Raw genomic sequence first — 16,738 nt, 5'->3', positions numbered from 1 at the left:
ATTACTTTTTTAAGCTTAACGTGCCACTGCTGCGGGTTTTGTTTCCTGTGGCAGTATTTGCTTTGTGAGTATTTGATTTACCCACATAAGTAGTAGAGCGTTTTTGATAAGGCGTATTTCGACTACTTTTTTTAGCTTGCTTTTGTTGCTCGTCATTATTTTCACGACGTAGTTTCCCGCCCTGAAAGTCACGCTTATGAGCAGATTTAGCGCCACTATTTTTAGCTTGTTCAGTGTAATTGCGCTGTTCAGTATCATCATAAAGTGAGTGTTCTTGCGTTTTACCTGAATCAGCAATTGAGTCGTTAATGACCGCCATTTCAGCGTCGCTTAAATGTCGCCACTGCCCTACTTTTAAGCCTTTGAGAGTTACGTTCATAATACGCACACGTTTTAGTGTAACCACTTCGTAACCTAAGTATTCACACATACGGCGAATTTGACGGTTTAAACCTTGGGTTAAAATAATGCTAAATTGCTGCGCACCAGTCTGAGTAACTTTACACTTTTTAGTCACGGTATCTAAAATAGGAATACCGTTCGCCATTTTATTTACAAACTGACGATTAAGTGGTTTGTCTACAGTAACCACATATTCTTTTTCGTGGTTATTGCCAGCTCGTAAGATTTTATTAACGATATCGCCTTCATTGGTTAAAAAAATCAGCCCTTCTGAGGGTCTGTCTAAACGACCAATCGGAAATATACGTTCAGGATAATTAACGGCTTTAACTATATTACTTTGAATTTTACGCTCTGTGGTACAGGTAATGCCCACAGGTTTATTATAAGCAATATACACACGTTTAGGTGGTGCTTTTAATGGTTTACCATCAACCAAAACTACATCTGATTGGGCAACTTTAACACCCATTTCTGGTAATTCGCCATTAACGGTAACACGACCTTGCTCAATATATTTATCGGCTTCGCGGCGAGAGCAAAACCCGGTTTCACTAATAAATTTATTTAAACGCTTCAAGTCTGTCATCAGGCAAATCTTCTTAAATATAAAGGCGCATAGTTTAAACTACTCAAGCTATTTTTTCGCGGTTAATTTTCGCTAATTTACGCCATAGGTATTCAAGCGGGCCTTGCTTAAAATACCGGCAATAAATAGCTGTAAATATAAGCTGTACAATCACTAAGCTAATAGCGACGAGCCAATAATCGAGTCGGTTAAATTTGAGCGTCCACTGCGGAAAAAACACTTTAAACAATAATAACTGCATAATGGTTTGGCTTATGTATAAAGTAAACGCTAAGCGTCCAACTTGTTGGATAAGCCCCCCTATGTGGGCGCTGTTGTCACAAAGTTTAACGATTAAATGAATATAAAGCAGTGCAACACATAAGGCAGCAAGTTCATTAACAGGCTCTTGTAAGGCATAACCAATACCTTGATTGTATGGCACTAACATTAACCTTAAGCTAATAAATAACGCACTTAATAGAATAAGCTTAATAAGCAGCGCCTTACTAAGCCCTTTACTAAACACACCGTATTTGTAAGCCAAAATACCAATTAGCATAAACCCAGCACTAGCCCACAATAATAAAATAGGCACAGCCAACAACATATAGGCGCTCATTGCTATATTTTGGCTAAAGTGAGCACCGATGCTTTGGTAGTAACTAGTGTATATTTCGTAGTACTCGGGGGAATCTCTGTATAATGGCGCCTCATTAAGTCCTAACATAAATATGGCAATAGTCATTAAAGAAATAAAAGTAAAAAGCGCAGCTTTGTTTTTAAGCTCTTCATTCGTGTAATCTAAATAGCGCAATATAAATAAACCTGACACCCCATATAAAAACAAAATGTCGCCCGCCCACAATAAAAAACCATGTATTAAGCCAAACACAATTAGCCAATGTAATCGTTTTTTTAGTGGCTCAGTGCATTGGTATCGCTGATACTGAATATAAAGACCCGCACCAAACAGTAAAGTGAATAAAGTGCGAAACCGCCCTTCAACAAATATAAGGCTTAGTATGTTTAGAAACTGATCACTAGGTGGTGGTGTTGTGAGTGGCGTATAATTAAGCTCGAAAATAGCGAAGGAAAAACAGTTAATAAATACCAGACCAAGTACGGCTATGCCCCTTATAAAGTCCATATTATAATTGCGCAAAGCATGAATTCCCTAAATATTATCTTTATAGCTATCGGCCCATTGTACCGCTTGTTTGTATAATTTTGGTAAAAAAGCACTGTCTAAATTAATCAGTAATACTGCATTCTCAAGCGCCCACCAGCTTCCTGTTTCGTAGGCTTTTACTGTTTCAAGGATATAATATAAGTTATTTTTTTCACCAGTTAACGCTGCTTTTATATCTTCCGGGAATGGAAGTTTATCAACCAGCAAGTCCATTGGCTTGTCTAAAATAGCATCGAGCAGTGAAAAAAGCCCCGTTAAAAATGCTTCACCTTGAACCTGCTTAGCAACTTTAGCGGCTATTAATTCACAAAACCGTGCGCGAATAACGCACATCTGCATGAGCTCTATAGGCTTAGAGCGTGCTGTATGGGCAGTGACAATTAAACTAACAAACTTTTTTAAACGTGCTTGGCCGAGGTAAACTAACGCTTGTTTTAACGACGAAATTTGGCTTTGTAGCGGAAACACACCGCTATTTAATAAACGCAGTAACTTGTAGGCCAATGCCGCATCAAGCTCAAATAAACCGGTGATCACTTTAACATCAGGATCTGGCTTCATTACTTCTGAGTAAATAGCGATCACTAGGCCGTAATTATAGTGAATATCTTTTTGTTCTATCATCACTGGGCGCGCAAAATAATAACCTTGAAAATAATCAAAGCCCATTTTACGGGCCAATTTATATTCTTCATCGGTTTCTATTTTTTCGGCTAGTAGTTTAATATTTTTGTACTTTTTAAGCTTATTAACCACCAGCGGAATTTCAGCAAGTGGAGTAAGGCGAATATCAAATTTAATTAAGTTGACCAGCTTTAAAAAGCGCTCCCACTGCGGCGTATAAACAAAATCATCCAGGGCTAATTTGTAGTTACTGTGAAATAGCTTGCGACATAGCTCGTAGGTATCGTCGGTGGGCTCTATGGTTTCAAGTAATTCAATTACAACATCTTTACAAGGTAAAAAATCACACAAATCAAGTTTTAATGACTCAGGGCCAATATTGATCAATGCTTTTTTACCCGAGGTAATGTGACGAGTACCTAGGTTAAGCTGGTTTTCCATGATAAGCCTCGCCGTTGCTTGACCATCAGATACACCAGGAAAGCAATTTTCAGGACTATCGCGAAATAGCAGTTCATAAGCAACTACATTTTGATTCCGATTTAGTATTGCTTGCCTTGCCACAAATACAGACACATTACCTACTTTATATTATTTCCACCAGACTAAGTAATTAAAGCGTAAATAAGAACGGATGTCACTGAACTTTATAAAATTTTTTAATATAAGTATGTTATATAATCAGTTACCACACTATCCCAACTAAATCGTGCATCAGCAGCTCGCCTTTTTATTGCTTGCCATTGCTTAGGGTTTGTTTGATATAGGCTAAGTGCCTCAGTTAAACTCTGCAAGAGTGCATCAGCTTGTGTACTTAGCGTATCGCCGTTAAAACAAAATCCACTGACATTATGCTCTACGGTATCTTTTAAACCTCCGACACTGTGCACTAAGCAAGGTTGGCCGGCTCGCATTGCGAGCATCTGGCTAATCCCACAGGGCTCAAAAGAACTCGGCATTAAAAATAAATCACCTAATTGATACATTAAATCGCCAACATCTTGCCCATAGCCTTTTAAAAACAAAAAGTTGTTATTACGTGCCATGGCGCAGGTAAAAAGGTGTTCAAGTTTACTATCGCCTGAGCCCAGCACAAGTAAACGCCCCTTAAATTGATTAATGATCTGACACACTGAATCAATAGTCAGGTCTTTGCTTTGTTGCTGGCAAAGTAACAATACTTTTTGCTCAGTGAGCCGCCCTACACTTGTTACAAGTGGCCCTTGCTTATCACACGCCATAAATTGTAAAACACGCTGATGGGCGATGTAGTGGCTGCTGTGTAATTGCGCGCTTTTTGCCATCCAACTAAACAAAGTCGATTCTATTTGCTCTAATAGCTGACTATAGGTTGCTTCATGTTCGTCTTGAATTGCGTAATCACAGCCGTTGAGTATGCCAATTAATTTGCCTTGCTCAGCCGCTTGTTGTAAATCTCGTTCAAGTCCTTCGCCACCAAAGAATCCGTGGGCGTCATTACTTGCTATTTGCACTTCTTGGCTATAACTCGGTGAAACCACATGTACTTTGTCGGCTAAATTAATGGCACTGCGCATAGGGTTAAAGCAATGCGGATAACGAGGGTCACATAATCGTTGCCCGTCGTAACTTAACGAGGGAAACCATGCTTCTAAGCTTGAATCATCCCCTTTAAAAGGACGAATTCCCTGCAAAGCTAAATTGTGCACCGTATATACCAAGCGCAGCTTAGCAAGCTTGCCATAACGAGGATTAAATTTAAGTAACACGGCCACACAGGCACTGTGCCAATCATGCAAATGTAAAGTGTTGGGTTGTGTTAATACGCCCTGTATCAGGGCTTCACAAATAGCGGCATTAAACAGTGCAAACTTGGTTGCATCGGTAGCAAATGGTCTATTATCGTTGTCGTTACAATACACACTCAATGATTGACTAAAAAGAGGATGACTTATAACTATTTGCCTCACCCCTTTTTGATTCTGTGTAATTTCAAACAAAGATAAAACGTGTGTCTCTGACTTAAATGCCACACTCACTTCACCAATAAAACAGCGCTCACCTAGTTCAAAACCATAATCAGGAATAACCACATCTACCGTCAGCCCCTGCGCCACTAACGCCTTTGGTACATCACGAATAACATCAGCAACACCACCAACTTTGGCATTAGGTAACGCATCATTCTCTGCAGCAACCATTAATACATGCATTAATTTACTCTTATAGTTTGCTGCAAGGCTTTCGCCTTGCTCTTTTAATTATTATTTATTAACGATGTGACTTATTGTCTAACTTCATCAGCATATCGCGGGTGACCAATACAATCCCTTTTTTTGATACCCGAAATCCATTGGCTTCATCGGTTTTACGATCAAAACCAATCTCTAATCCAGGTGGGATCTCACAGCTTCTATCTATAATTGCTCGCTTAATTTTACACCCTCGATTTACAATAGCACCGGGTAAAATGACCGACTCCTCAATGGTACAATATGAACGAATATGTACATTAGAAAATAATAATGATTTTCTCACTAAAGAGCCGGAAACAATACACCCACCCGACACCGTTGAGTCAACCGCCATCCCTCGGCGATCATCATCATCAAAAATAAATTTGGCAGGAGGAAGTTGCTCTTGGTAAGTCCAAATTGGCCAAGTAGGATCGTACAAATCCAGTTGAGGCTCTGGCATAACCAGTTCCATATTTGCTTCCCAAAACGAATCTAGAGTTCCCACATCGCGCCAATAGGGTTGTCCTACCTGTGCGGGATCTCTAAACGGGTAGGCAAACACATTATGCTCTTCAATAATAGCCGGAATTATATCATGGCCAAAATCACGCCCTGAGCCCTCTGTTTGCGCATCTTTTTGTAGCTGCTCAAATAAAAACTCAGTATTAAATACATAATTTCCCATTGATGCTAAACAGGTGCCTGGTTTACCAGGCACTGAGCTGGGCTCGGCAGGTTTTTCGTCAAACCGACGTACACGACTTTCTTCATCAACCGTCATCACACCAAAGGTACCCGCAGCTTCTTCAACCGGTACTTCTAAACAGCATACCGTCATGTCGGCGCCATTTTCTACATGCTTTGCCAACAGCCCGCCATAATCCATACGATACACATGGTCGCCAGATAAAATCATTACATATTTAGGTAACTCATGGCGAATAATATCCATATTTTGAAATACCGCATCGGCAGTACCGCAATACCATTCATCACCATGGCGCTGTGACGCAGGTAATATTTCAACTGACTCACCTAATTCCTTTTTAAAATGCCCCCACGCTCGATTTACATGGCGAATCAGTGAGTGTGATTTATATTGCGTTGCAATTCCGACACGTCTTACACCTGAGTTAATGCAATTTGATAGTGGAAAATCAATAATACGATGTTTACCACCAAAATAAACGGCGGGTTTAGCACGCCAGTCGGTTAGCTCATGCAAGCGAGAACCGCGACCTCCGGCAAGAATTAAAGCGTAGGTTTCTCTTGTTAAATTACTTATATAACGATTTGCATAACTGGGCATATTACTCTCTCCGTTTAGTGTCAGCTATTAGTGTCAGTGTTTGTTTTTACTGTTTGGTGTGTGGTATCTAGTGGAGTTAAATGCCATATATCATCACAATATTGACTAATTGTTCTGTCACTAGAAAATGAGCCACTGGCGGCAGTATTTAAAATACTCATTTGAGTCCAGTAGGTTTGATCTGCATAGGCTTTATCAACATCACGTTGCGCAGCTATATAGCTGGCAAAGTCATGGGCGGTTAACCAAGGATCGTTGTTACTTTTAATGCCATTAATCACATCGTCAAATAAGCCAGGTTCAAATAGATTGAAATGGCCACTTTCGAGTAAGTGCATCACACTATTCAAATCAGGGTTATTCGCAATTATTTCACTGGGGTTATAATGTGCTTTTATGTCGTCAATCTGCTCAGCTTGTGCGCCAAATAAGAAGAAGTTCTCAGCCCCAACAGCGTCACGTATTTCGATATTAGCGCCATCTAGGGTGCCTATTGTTAGCGCGCCATTCATCATAAACTTCATGTTGCCGGTACCTGAGGCCTCTTTGCCTGCGGTTGATACTTGCTCCGATAAGTCCGTTGCAGGGCAAATGGTTTCCATGGCGGTGACATTATAATTAGGTAAAAACGCGACTCTTAGAAAAGCAGATACCTGTGGGTCTTTATTGATCACCTCAGCAACATTATTAATGAGTTTAATGATTTTTTTAGCCATCATGTAACCCGGTGCTGCTTTACCACCTAATAAAACGCAACGAGGCACCATGCCTTGTGTGTCGCCACGGCGTATGCGGTCATATAAATGAATAACGTGTAAAATGTTAAGTAACTGGCGCTTATATTCGTGAATACGTTTTACCTGCACATCAAATAGCATATTGATATCAAACTCTACGCCACATCTTTGTTTTACTAAATCAACGAAGCGTTGTTTGTTTTGCTGTTTTGCTTGATGCCACTTTATATGAAACTGCGGGTCATCGTAGTAACGACGTAATTGGCCAATTTGTGCAAAATCACCTATCCAGTCTTTGCCTATTTTTTCGCTAATGATCTGGCTTAAACTCGGATTGCAGTATGCAAGCCAGCGCCGTGGAGTAACACCATTGGTTTTGTTGTTAAATTTATCAGGCCATAGCGCGTAAAAATCTTTAAACAAACCCGCGGTTAATAACTGCGTATGTAGCGCTGCCACACCATTGACAGAGTAACTGCCGACAATGGCTAAAAAGGCCATACGTATTTGCGGCTCGCCCCCTTCTTCAATTAATGATAAATCCCGTTGTTTTTGCACATCACCTGGCCAATGCATGGCCACCTCGGCTAAAAAGCGGGCATTAATTTCATAAATAATCTCTAAAATACGCGGTAATAATTTAGCAAATAACGATACCGACCACTTCTCTAATGCCTCTGGTAGTAAGGTATGATTTGTGTAAGCCATGGTTTTGGTGGTGATATTCCATGCCTGATCCCAATCCAGTTCATGGTCATCAACTAAAATTCGCATCAGCTCGGCAACCGCAATACTTGGGTGGGTATCGTTAAGCTGAAACACATGATGCTGAGCAAATTCAGTAAAATCATTACCGTATTGTTCAATCCATTGTGTAAGTACATCTTGAATACTTGCCGATGATAAAAAGTATTGTTGACGTAATCTCAGCTCTTTACCATTTTCACTGCTGTCGTTAGGGTACAACACCATGGTTATTTGCTCAGCGAGATTTTTTTGTGCTACTGCTTCAGAATAACTTCCGGCATTAAATTCTGTTAAATTAAATTCGTCCGTTGCTTCAGACTTCCAAAGTCTAAGGGTATTAACAATATTATTTTTATAGCCCGGAATAGGTACATCATAAGGCACTGCTAATACATCTTGAGAACTGATCCATTGGCGATGCTCACGGCCAAATTTATCGGTGTAGCTTTGTACATAACCAGAAAACTTAACCCGTTTAGCTTGCTCCGGTGCGCTTAATTCCCAAGGATGACCTTCTCGTAACCAGTTATCTGGTTGCTCAACCTGATTACCCTCTTTTATTGACTGATTAAACATGCCATATTCATAACGAATACCGTAACCGACTACTGGCAGCGCTAAACTGGCACAGCTATCTAAAAAACAGGCCGCTAGTCGCCCTAAGCCGCCATTGCCTAAACCGGCATCATGCTCAGCTTGTTCAACACTTTCAAGCTCAGTACAGTAAGCTTGCAGTGCCTTTGTAACTTGTGATTCTAAATCTAGATTTAATACTGCATTACCCAGCGCTCTGCCCATTAAAAACTCTAACGATAAATAGGCTGTTTTACGGCGTTTTTGTTGTTTTATTTGTTGATTGGTTTCCCTGCAGCGTGCCACTAACCGGTCTCTGATCGTCAGTGCTAATGCATGATACAAATACAGCTGTGACTCGCCCACCACATCACGCCCTAAGGTGTAATAAAAGTGTCGTGTTAAATCATCACTTAAAGTACTTTCGTCTATCACTGGGCCTGCTTGCCAGCCTTTTACTACACACACTTGCTCGTCTTGCTTAGTCATAATCATCGCCTTCTAAATTGGCACTAAAAACCCAACTACTTTGTGCTGAAATATTCACGGTTGCATCTTCTTGAATAACAGATGATGCGTTATTTACACTTGATAATACTAACGTCCATGGCGCGATAATGGGCGATTGTGGTAATTGGCAGACCACAGGCAGTTTACTAGCATTAAGAATAATTAATAACGCATGCTTATTTTGCTTATCAAGTAAGCTATACATTAAAAATTGCCGTGTATCTTCATGCCAATGTGTTTCATCCATTTTTTTACCTTGCTCGGTAAACCACTTAACGGTGAAGCGCTCATCAATATCATCCAAAAACACACTGTGTTTAAATGCACTGTGACCACGCCTGATTTTTAGCGCATCATCAATAAACTGAATCAATGAATGATTCAGTTGTGAGTCTTTCCAGGCAAGCCAGCTGGTGCGATTATTTTGACAATAAGCGTTATTATTACCGCCTTGCGAGTGCGCCATCTCACTGCCAGCGGCTATCATTGGCACGCCTTTGGAGAGTAATAAGGTGAGTAGAAAGTTTTTTTGTTGTTGTAAGCGCAAACTCATTACTTCTGGGTCGCTGGTATATCCCTCAACCCCGCAGTTAAACGAATAATTAGCGCTATGGCCATCCTGGTTGTTTTCACCATTGGCCTGGTTATGTTTTTGCTCATAACTGACTAAGTCGGCTAACGTAAACCCATCATGGCTGGTAATAAAGTTAATGCTATTTAGCGGGCCTCGGTTACTGTGTTCAAAAATATCAAACGAGCCATGTAAACGCTTTGCCACATCACTAATAATGCCTTTTTCACTTTGCCAAAAGCGTTTAATCACATCACGATATTGATCGTTCCACTCTCGCCAAGGTGAAGGAAATGCACCAAGCTGATAACCACCAGGGCCTATATCCCACGGCTCACTGATCAGTTTAACTTTATTTAACACAGGATCTTGGGCAATTGCTTGTAAAAAGGTGTGAGACGCACTAAAGCCCGTATTTGAACGCGCTAAAATGGTGGCTAAATCAAATCGAAAGCCATCAACGCCCATAACTTCAACCCAGTAACGTAAGCTGTCGAGTACCAATTGTAAGGTTTTAGGGTGATCGATATTTAACGTATTGCCACACCCTGTATCATTAATATAAACATTGGGTTGCCGCTCAATGGTGCGATAATATGTCAGGTTGTCGAGCCCTCGCAGAGATAAAATAGGGCCATCATTTCCTCCCTCTGCGGTGTGGTTGTATACCACATCCAAAATAACTTCAATATTGGCGCGATGTAACTCACTCACCATTTGTTTAAATTCGTTTATATCGTCATTAACCAAATAGTCTTTATGAGGAGTAAAAAAATTAAGACTATTATAGCCCCAGTAATTTTGCAGTCCTTTAGCGGTTAAAAACTGTTCGCTTATAAAAGCATGCACAGGCAAAAGCTCAATAGCCGTTACCCCTAAACTTTTTAAATGCTCAATAAAACTGGGATGACTCAAACCTAAAAATGTCCCTTGTAGCGCTTTAGGGATATCAGGATGGCGACAGGTAGCACCTTTAACATGGCACTCATAAATAACGGTATTGGCCCAACTATGCTGTGGCTTATTATTTGAATAAGCAACCGGCGCAGTCACTTTTGATTTAGGCATATCTATCGCATTATTAACCACGCTTTTAGTGCCAATGGGCATTTGCCCGTAATGACGTTCGCTCCAAGTAAATTCGTTAAACAAGTCTTTTGCATACGGATCAATCAGTAATTTATGCTCATTAAATAACATGCCTTTTTCTGGGATGTATTCGCCATCAACCCTAAAGCCATACAATGCGCCTGTGCTTAATGGGGCTATATGAATGCTCCATACGCCGCCTTCATTAATATTCATGGCTATTTTTAATATTTCTGTATGACCACTTTTATCAAATAAGCACACAAAAGCTTGGCTTGCATTAGGGGCATACAAGGCAAAGTTGACGCCTTGGTTTTGTACACTCGAACCCAGTGGCAAAGGCGCACCCTGAGTAACCTCAAAGCAATTACTCATCATTCACCTTTTCTAAGTAAAGTGTGGTTAAGCCACCAATATTAACTGTAATACTGTGATCAAACCCATGACTTGGCTGAACGACTGAATGGATAAGCTGGTTTTTATCCTCTGTGACACGATAACCTGAGCCAAAAAAGCAAACTTCATCGGTATTTAATACCACTTTATATGTGCCCTTCGCTGGCACACCTAAGGTGTAGTGTTGATAAGCCGTTGGTGTAAAGTTAGCGACAATAACCATAAACTGGTCAGCATTTTTAGCATAACGAATAAAGCTAAACATACTCTGCTGGCTGTTATTATTATCTATCCATGAAAAGCCCGTTGCACAGCTATCGAGCTCATATAAAGATGGATGCGCTTGATACACTTGATTAAGACGTTTAACCGTATGCTGAATCCCTTGATGGCTTTGATGCTCAAGCAAGTGCCAGTCTAGTGAATGGTCATGATCCCACTCTTTACGCTGTGCTATTTCGGCGCCCATAAACAGTAATTTTTTGCCTGGATGTGCCCACATAAACGCATAATAAGCACGTAAGTTTGCAAACTGCTGCCAATCGTCACCGGGCATTTTGTTTAGTAGTGATCCCTTGCCATGCACCACTTCATCATGACTTAGCGGTAAAATATAATTTTCACTAAATGCATACACCATAGAAAATGTCATTTTATGATGGTGATATTTTCTAAATAACGGATCTTGCTGCATATAATCTAAGCTGTCATTCATCCAGCCCATATTCCATTTATAACCAAAACCTAAGCCATTGTGTTCAACACTTTGCGTGACCCCAGGCCAAGCCGTTGACTCCTCGGCAACCATCATAATGCCGGGGTTATTTTTATAACTGCGTAAGTTCACTTGTTTTAGGCACTCTATTGCCCCTAAGTTTTCTCGACCGCCATAACAATTAGCTACCCACTGTCCTTCTTTACGACTGTAATCAAGGTAAAGCATTGACGCCACCGCATCTACACGCAGTCCGTCTATGCCAAATTGGCTAAGCCAATACATCGCATTAGAAATTAAAAAGCTTTTTACTTCAGGGCGGTCATAATTATAAATATAAGTGTTCCAATCAGGATGAAACCCTTGGCGCATATCAGCGTGTTCGTATAAATGGGTGCCATCAAAGCAATGTAAGCCATGTGGGTCGCTTGGAAAGTGCCCAGGAACCCAATCAAGTAATATGCCTATGTTAGCTTTATGACATTGCTCAACTAAGTATTTAAAGCTGTTGTAATCACCAAAGCGGCTCGTAGGTGCAAACAGCCCTACTGGCTGATAACCCCAAGAGCCATCAAACGGGTATTCACTGATCGGCATAAGTTGTAAATGCGTGAACCCCATTTCAATCACGTAGCCTACAAGCTTATCTGCAAGCTCGGTGTAGCTTAAGTAACGGTTATGCTCAGCGCGTTGCCAAGAGCCTAAGTGCACTTCATAAATACTAATAGCGGCATCAATATGATTACGCTTTTGGCGATTTATAATCGCTTGTTCACTTAGCAAAATAGGCGCTGGTTTGTACTGTAATATACTGGCAGTGCCCGGTGCTTGCTGCATTTTAAATGCAAAAGGATCGGCTTTATCTAAAACTTCGCCACTGAGCGTAGTAATAGCAAATTTGTAGCACATGTCTGCACTTAAACCCGGGATAAATAATTCCCATACCCCACTTGCCGGATGAAATCGCATAAAATGGCGATTCGCTTGCCAAAAATTAAACTCACCAATAACCGATACACTGGCGGCATTAGGCGCCCACACACAAAAACGAACACCATCTACCCCTTGTTGTGTAGTAAATTGCGCACCTAGGTGAGTATAAGCATGCTCAAGGCTACCTTCGTTAAACAAGTACATAGCCTGTTCATCCAATGTACTGCTGAAGCTGTATTCATCATAAAATGTAACATCGCTATTTTCATAACTAACCTGGCATTGGTAAACACTGCTAGGCATGCTTGATAACTCAGCGATAAATAAATCACTGTGTTTATAGCGTAACGTGCTAATAACTTGACCATCAATTAACAGTTCGACGCGTAATGCCGCTGGCAAATAGACGCGTATTTCAGTGCCACTTTGGGTGTTGTGCGCGCCTAAAAAACTAAACGGGTCTTTAAATCGCCCTGCAGTTAATGCGTTTACCTGTGCGTCATAATCAACTAATTGCGTTGATACCCTATTTTTAGTACTGCCCATTTACGCATTCCTTATTGAATGTATTGCAGCCAAAAGAGCAGCATTATCTTTAAAAATATCGTCGCATGTATGTGTGAGTACCCGTCGCCAATTAGGATACTCTTTATCGGTGCCAGGAATATTGACTGGGTAGTGTTGCTTGTCTAAATCATCAAGCTGTAATGCAAATAAACGAGACGGCGATTTAGCTAAACATACAGCCAAAGCGCTATAAACATCAAAAGCATCCGTGTTAAGTGAAAAGGAAGTGTTTTGTGGATTTAAAAAGCGTAATAACCGGTGTTGCTCTTGCTCTCGCTGCTGAACTAACTGCTGATACTCATCAGTATCAATCAGCCCATACTGCTGTTTAATTTTTAAATCGCTATGCTGCCACCAGCCCACAAATGGCGGTACATCATGATTGGCTATCATTAGCAGGCATTGATCGCTAAGGTCATCGCTATTTACAAATTCATCATTTTGTTGTTTTTCAAAATAAAATAAGCTGTTTGAGAAAATGCCACTATCAACCAGTGCCTCTTTTACCTCAGGTGGTACAACCCCTAAATCTTCGCCTATTACTATGGCCTGATTAAGATGAGATTCAATTTTTAAAATTGCTAATAAATGCTCAAATGGGTAGTACACATAACAGCCATCTTGGGTATTATTGTTTATGAAACACCACCACAAACGCCTAATCGCCATTACATGGTCGATTCGTAACCCGCCTACTGCATCCATATTAGCGCGTATGAGTGAACGATAAAACTGATAGTTATTGTCAGCAAGGCGCTGCGGGTTTATTGCTGGTAGCCCCCAATTTTGGCCGTTAGGTGCCCAAGGATCTGGTGGTGCACCAAGGGTTGCATCTTGACTAAATAATCCCTGCTGATATTTAAATTCAGTGCCCTCATTAGCACAGCCCACCGCTAAATCATTAATTAAACCAATCGCCATCCCTTGGGCAATACAATGCTGTTGGCATTGCGTAAGTTGGCTGTGTGCTTGCCATTGGAGGTAATATTCAAATGTGGGCTCTGTAGTTTCTAACATAGCCAGCACATCATTGTACTGTTTACAAAACGCACTAAATTCGTTTTGCCGTGCTTGACTGCCCTGTTGTTGAAAATGCTTAAAAAGCAGCTTAAAAGCAGCATATTTACACTCAGTAACCGTTTTATAATCAATAAAGGCTACATCTTGGTCGCTGTATTTACTTGAGGTATAAGCAGATAACAACTCAGTTAAATCCGGATTGTTAAAGCTGTCTGGCGATAAATTAATTGCGATATATAGCGGATTGAGTAAGGCACGATTGTTTGGGTTGTAGGGGCTGGCGCACTCAGGGTTATCTGCAAACAATAAGTGCAATGGGTTAAGTAAAATATAATCCATATTTTGCTTTGCACATAAGGTTGCCAACTCAAGTAAATCACTAAAATCGCCAATCCCGAGTCCGGCTTTATTTTTTAATGTATATAACTGAATTGATAAGCCAAAGCGTTTTTTATCCGCTATTTGGTAGGCTTGTTCAGGGGTAGACCAAATTTGTGTTTTAGCTGATTGCTCACCCATCGTTAATAACGCATCATAATAGCCGGTTGGTAAATGCGTCAGTGGTAGCGCTATTTCTATATAACGACACCCATTTACAAAGTACTCACCTAATGCTGCATACTGAGCAATGTGTTCAAATTGCAGCTTTATATTTAATGCTGCCACAGTTAATGTAATTTTGTGATGCGTATCAGCTTCATTAACACGCACCTTTAGCACATTACTAGCCTGATCTATTATGCTAACAGCAGGTGCGAGTGTTAACCATGTAGCCGCATCCAATTGATAATTTAACTGGGTTATTTGCGCCGTATCACGTGTGTCAACGCCACAGCAGTGCAAAGCAGATATACGGGTGTCTTCGCTAAATATAACGTGTTCACCCGTATACTTAGTGTATTCGTAACCAATACCATGCAAATAAAACAATTGCGATAGTGCGTCCATTCAGCGACCTTAATTAATGCGTTGTGTATTTACTATACTATTTTCTGTACCAAAATTATTAGCAATATACCCATCAGCCTGATGATCGTTATCCCACTGTTTACCATTTATTAAATAGCGAAAATGAAACTCTTTATCAACGGGAAGACGTTGCTTGCATTTAAATACGCCAAGCTTTTTGTTGTGCTTCATTGGCACCGGCTGCCAATCATTAAATTCTCCAAGTAAACAGACATCATCTGCATCTGGGTGAGAAAATTCAAAGGTTACTTCTGCTTCATTTTTTGTTTTAAAAAAGCGTTTATTCAACATAATAGGCTCCAACTAAACCATAAGGGTTATTCATCTTTGCCACAGGCCAAACAGCTTAAAAAGGCGATGTGGAATCCATTCATTCACATAAAAACAGCTTTAAAGTTAATCAAAACTTTATTTACGCATTATTACAGTGCGTTATTTATTTTACCGCACTGGTTTGGTGCAATTTTAACCATTAAAACTGATTTTTAAGTAAGCACTGCAACTGAGCAACTTTTAAACCAACTACACCATAACAGCTAATTAATTTGCTTTTGTCCTTATACACATACTTATTAATTTTTATTACTACATTAAAACTATAAAAACCTTTAGCTTAACAACATCATCAGCGATAATAACTATCTACTCAGCCAACCCGATGAACACTTAAATACAATGTTGAAAAAAAGCATCCTTATTACTTCTGTTATCGTCTTTAGCATCATTACGGCTGTTGTAGGCAGTTCAATTTATACACTATATAGTAAAAAGGTGGTCTCTGTAGACCCAAAACTAAAAGAAATTTCAGGCATTGAGTTTGATAAACATAAACGGCTTTGGGCTATTAACGACAGTGGCGACGAGCCTAAGCTTTATAGGCTCAATGACGATGGTTCAATTGCAAAAGAAGTACTCGTCACGAATGCAAAAAATATAGATTGGGAAGATATGACGCAAAATAAGTTTGGTCATTTCTTTTTAGGCGACTTTGGTAATAATAAAAATGATCGTAAATGGCTAACAATTTATAAAATAGAAAACCCTATAGATATAAAAACCAATACAACAGAAGCTGAAATTATAAAGTTTACCTACCCAGAATTAGATGGCAGCCCAATACAACCTGATCAACGTAATTATGACTTAGAAGCGTTTGTGGCTTTTGGTCGACATTTATACTTGTTTACTAAAAATCGCACAGAGCCATTCGATGGAATTACTAACGTTTACAAAGTAGGTGACCATGCAGCGAATTTTGATGCCCAGCTGATAGATTCATTTAAAACGTGCACCACCATGGAAAAGCTTTGCTGGATCACATCCGCAGCACTTAGCCCAGATAGAAAAAAGCTCGCGCTATTAGATTCAACCAGTATTTGGCTGTTTGAAAACTTTAAAGGCGATAAGTTTTTCTCTGGCGATGTATTTAAAATTGACTTAGGTATTGTAACCCAAAAAGAGGCAATCACCTTTTATGATGACAATACAATCGCCTTTACCGATGAGGAGTTTAAAGGCATTGGCGGCAATGTTTATTTTATAAAGCTCGACCAAGTAACCAAAGTGAAAGTGCAGCGAAGCCATCCTCAGCCGCAGTAGT

The 16,738-nt window shown here is 40.1% G+C and carries 11 protein-coding genes; 1 reads left to right on the top strand and 10 read right to left on the bottom strand.

Annotation, left to right across the window (positions count from 1 at the left end):
- Position 1 precedes the first annotated feature (1 nt).
- The 10 genes from rluF to KK487_RS15985 form a co-directional block, all read right to left on the bottom strand.
- Positions 2-991: a 23S rRNA pseudouridine(2604) synthase RluF gene (rluF, locus tag KK487_RS16030; RefSeq protein WP_024600878.1), complete on the bottom strand. Its 990-nt coding sequence runs from the start codon at positions 989-991 to the stop codon at positions 2-4.
- 43 nt (positions 992-1,034) lie between these two features.
- A complete protein-coding gene (locus tag KK487_RS16025) occupies positions 1,035-2,135 on the bottom strand; it encodes a DUF418 domain-containing protein (protein WP_502704884.1) in 1,101 nt (366 codons plus the stop codon).
- Positions 2,136-2,147: 12 nt separating this feature from the next.
- The gene (locus tag KK487_RS16020; protein ID WP_024600880.1) at positions 2,148-3,362 is read right to left on the bottom strand and encodes an EAL and HDOD domain-containing protein; all 1,215 of its coding nucleotides are present in this window, start codon (positions 3,360-3,362) and stop codon (positions 2,148-2,150) included.
- An 83-nt stretch (positions 3,363-3,445) separates the two neighbouring features.
- Complete coding sequence (locus KK487_RS16015) at positions 3,446-4,978, bottom strand: glycogen synthase (protein WP_024600881.1); 1,533 nt, start codon at positions 4,976-4,978, stop codon at positions 3,446-3,448.
- Positions 4,979-5,036: 58 nt separating this feature from the next.
- The gene (gene glgC / locus KK487_RS16010; RefSeq protein ID WP_013463240.1) at positions 5,037-6,311 is read right to left on the bottom strand and encodes a glucose-1-phosphate adenylyltransferase; all 1,275 of its coding nucleotides are present in this window, start codon (positions 6,309-6,311) and stop codon (positions 5,037-5,039) included.
- A 20-nt stretch (positions 6,312-6,331) separates the two neighbouring features.
- Positions 6,332-8,857, bottom strand: a complete 2,526-nt coding sequence (locus KK487_RS16005) for a glycogen/starch/alpha-glucan phosphorylase (protein ID WP_036954834.1) — start codon at positions 8,855-8,857, stop codon at positions 6,332-6,334.
- Positions 8,850-10,913, bottom strand: a complete 2,064-nt coding sequence (gene glgX, locus KK487_RS16000; protein ID WP_051894360.1) for a glycogen debranching protein GlgX — start codon at positions 10,911-10,913, stop codon at positions 8,850-8,852. The genes KK487_RS16005 and glgX overlap by 8 nt, the downstream gene beginning before the upstream one ends.
- Positions 10,906-13,128: a 1,4-alpha-glucan branching protein GlgB gene (glgB, locus tag KK487_RS15995; RefSeq protein WP_058155994.1), complete on the bottom strand. Its 2,223-nt coding sequence runs from the start codon at positions 13,126-13,128 to the stop codon at positions 10,906-10,908. The genes glgX and glgB overlap by 8 nt, the downstream gene beginning before the upstream one ends.
- The gene (gene malQ / locus KK487_RS15990; protein ID WP_128583283.1) at positions 13,129-15,117 is read right to left on the bottom strand and encodes a 4-alpha-glucanotransferase; all 1,989 of its coding nucleotides are present in this window, start codon (positions 15,115-15,117) and stop codon (positions 13,129-13,131) included. It abuts the gene before it with no gap.
- Positions 15,118-15,126: 9 nt separating this feature from the next.
- Positions 15,127-15,429, bottom strand: a complete 303-nt coding sequence (locus KK487_RS15985; protein ID WP_013463235.1) for an isoamylase early set domain-containing protein — start codon at positions 15,427-15,429, stop codon at positions 15,127-15,129.
- Positions 15,430-15,813: 384 nt separating this feature from the next.
- Here KK487_RS15985 and KK487_RS15980 point away from each other — a divergent pair, with 384 nt between their 5' ends.
- The gene (locus tag KK487_RS15980; RefSeq protein WP_058155990.1) at positions 15,814-16,737 is read left to right on the top strand and encodes a hypothetical protein; all 924 of its coding nucleotides are present in this window, start codon (positions 15,814-15,816) and stop codon (positions 16,735-16,737) included.
- The last annotated feature ends 1 nt before the right edge of the window (position 16,738 follow it).

This window comes from Pseudoalteromonas sp. SiA1, from assembly GCF_018732205.1.
GTDB classification, from domain to species: domain Bacteria; phylum Pseudomonadota; class Gammaproteobacteria; order Enterobacterales; family Alteromonadaceae; genus Pseudoalteromonas; species Pseudoalteromonas tetraodonis.
The sequence above is the reverse complement of the archived record's forward strand: the minus strand, read 5'-3'. Positions and strand labels throughout refer to the sequence as shown.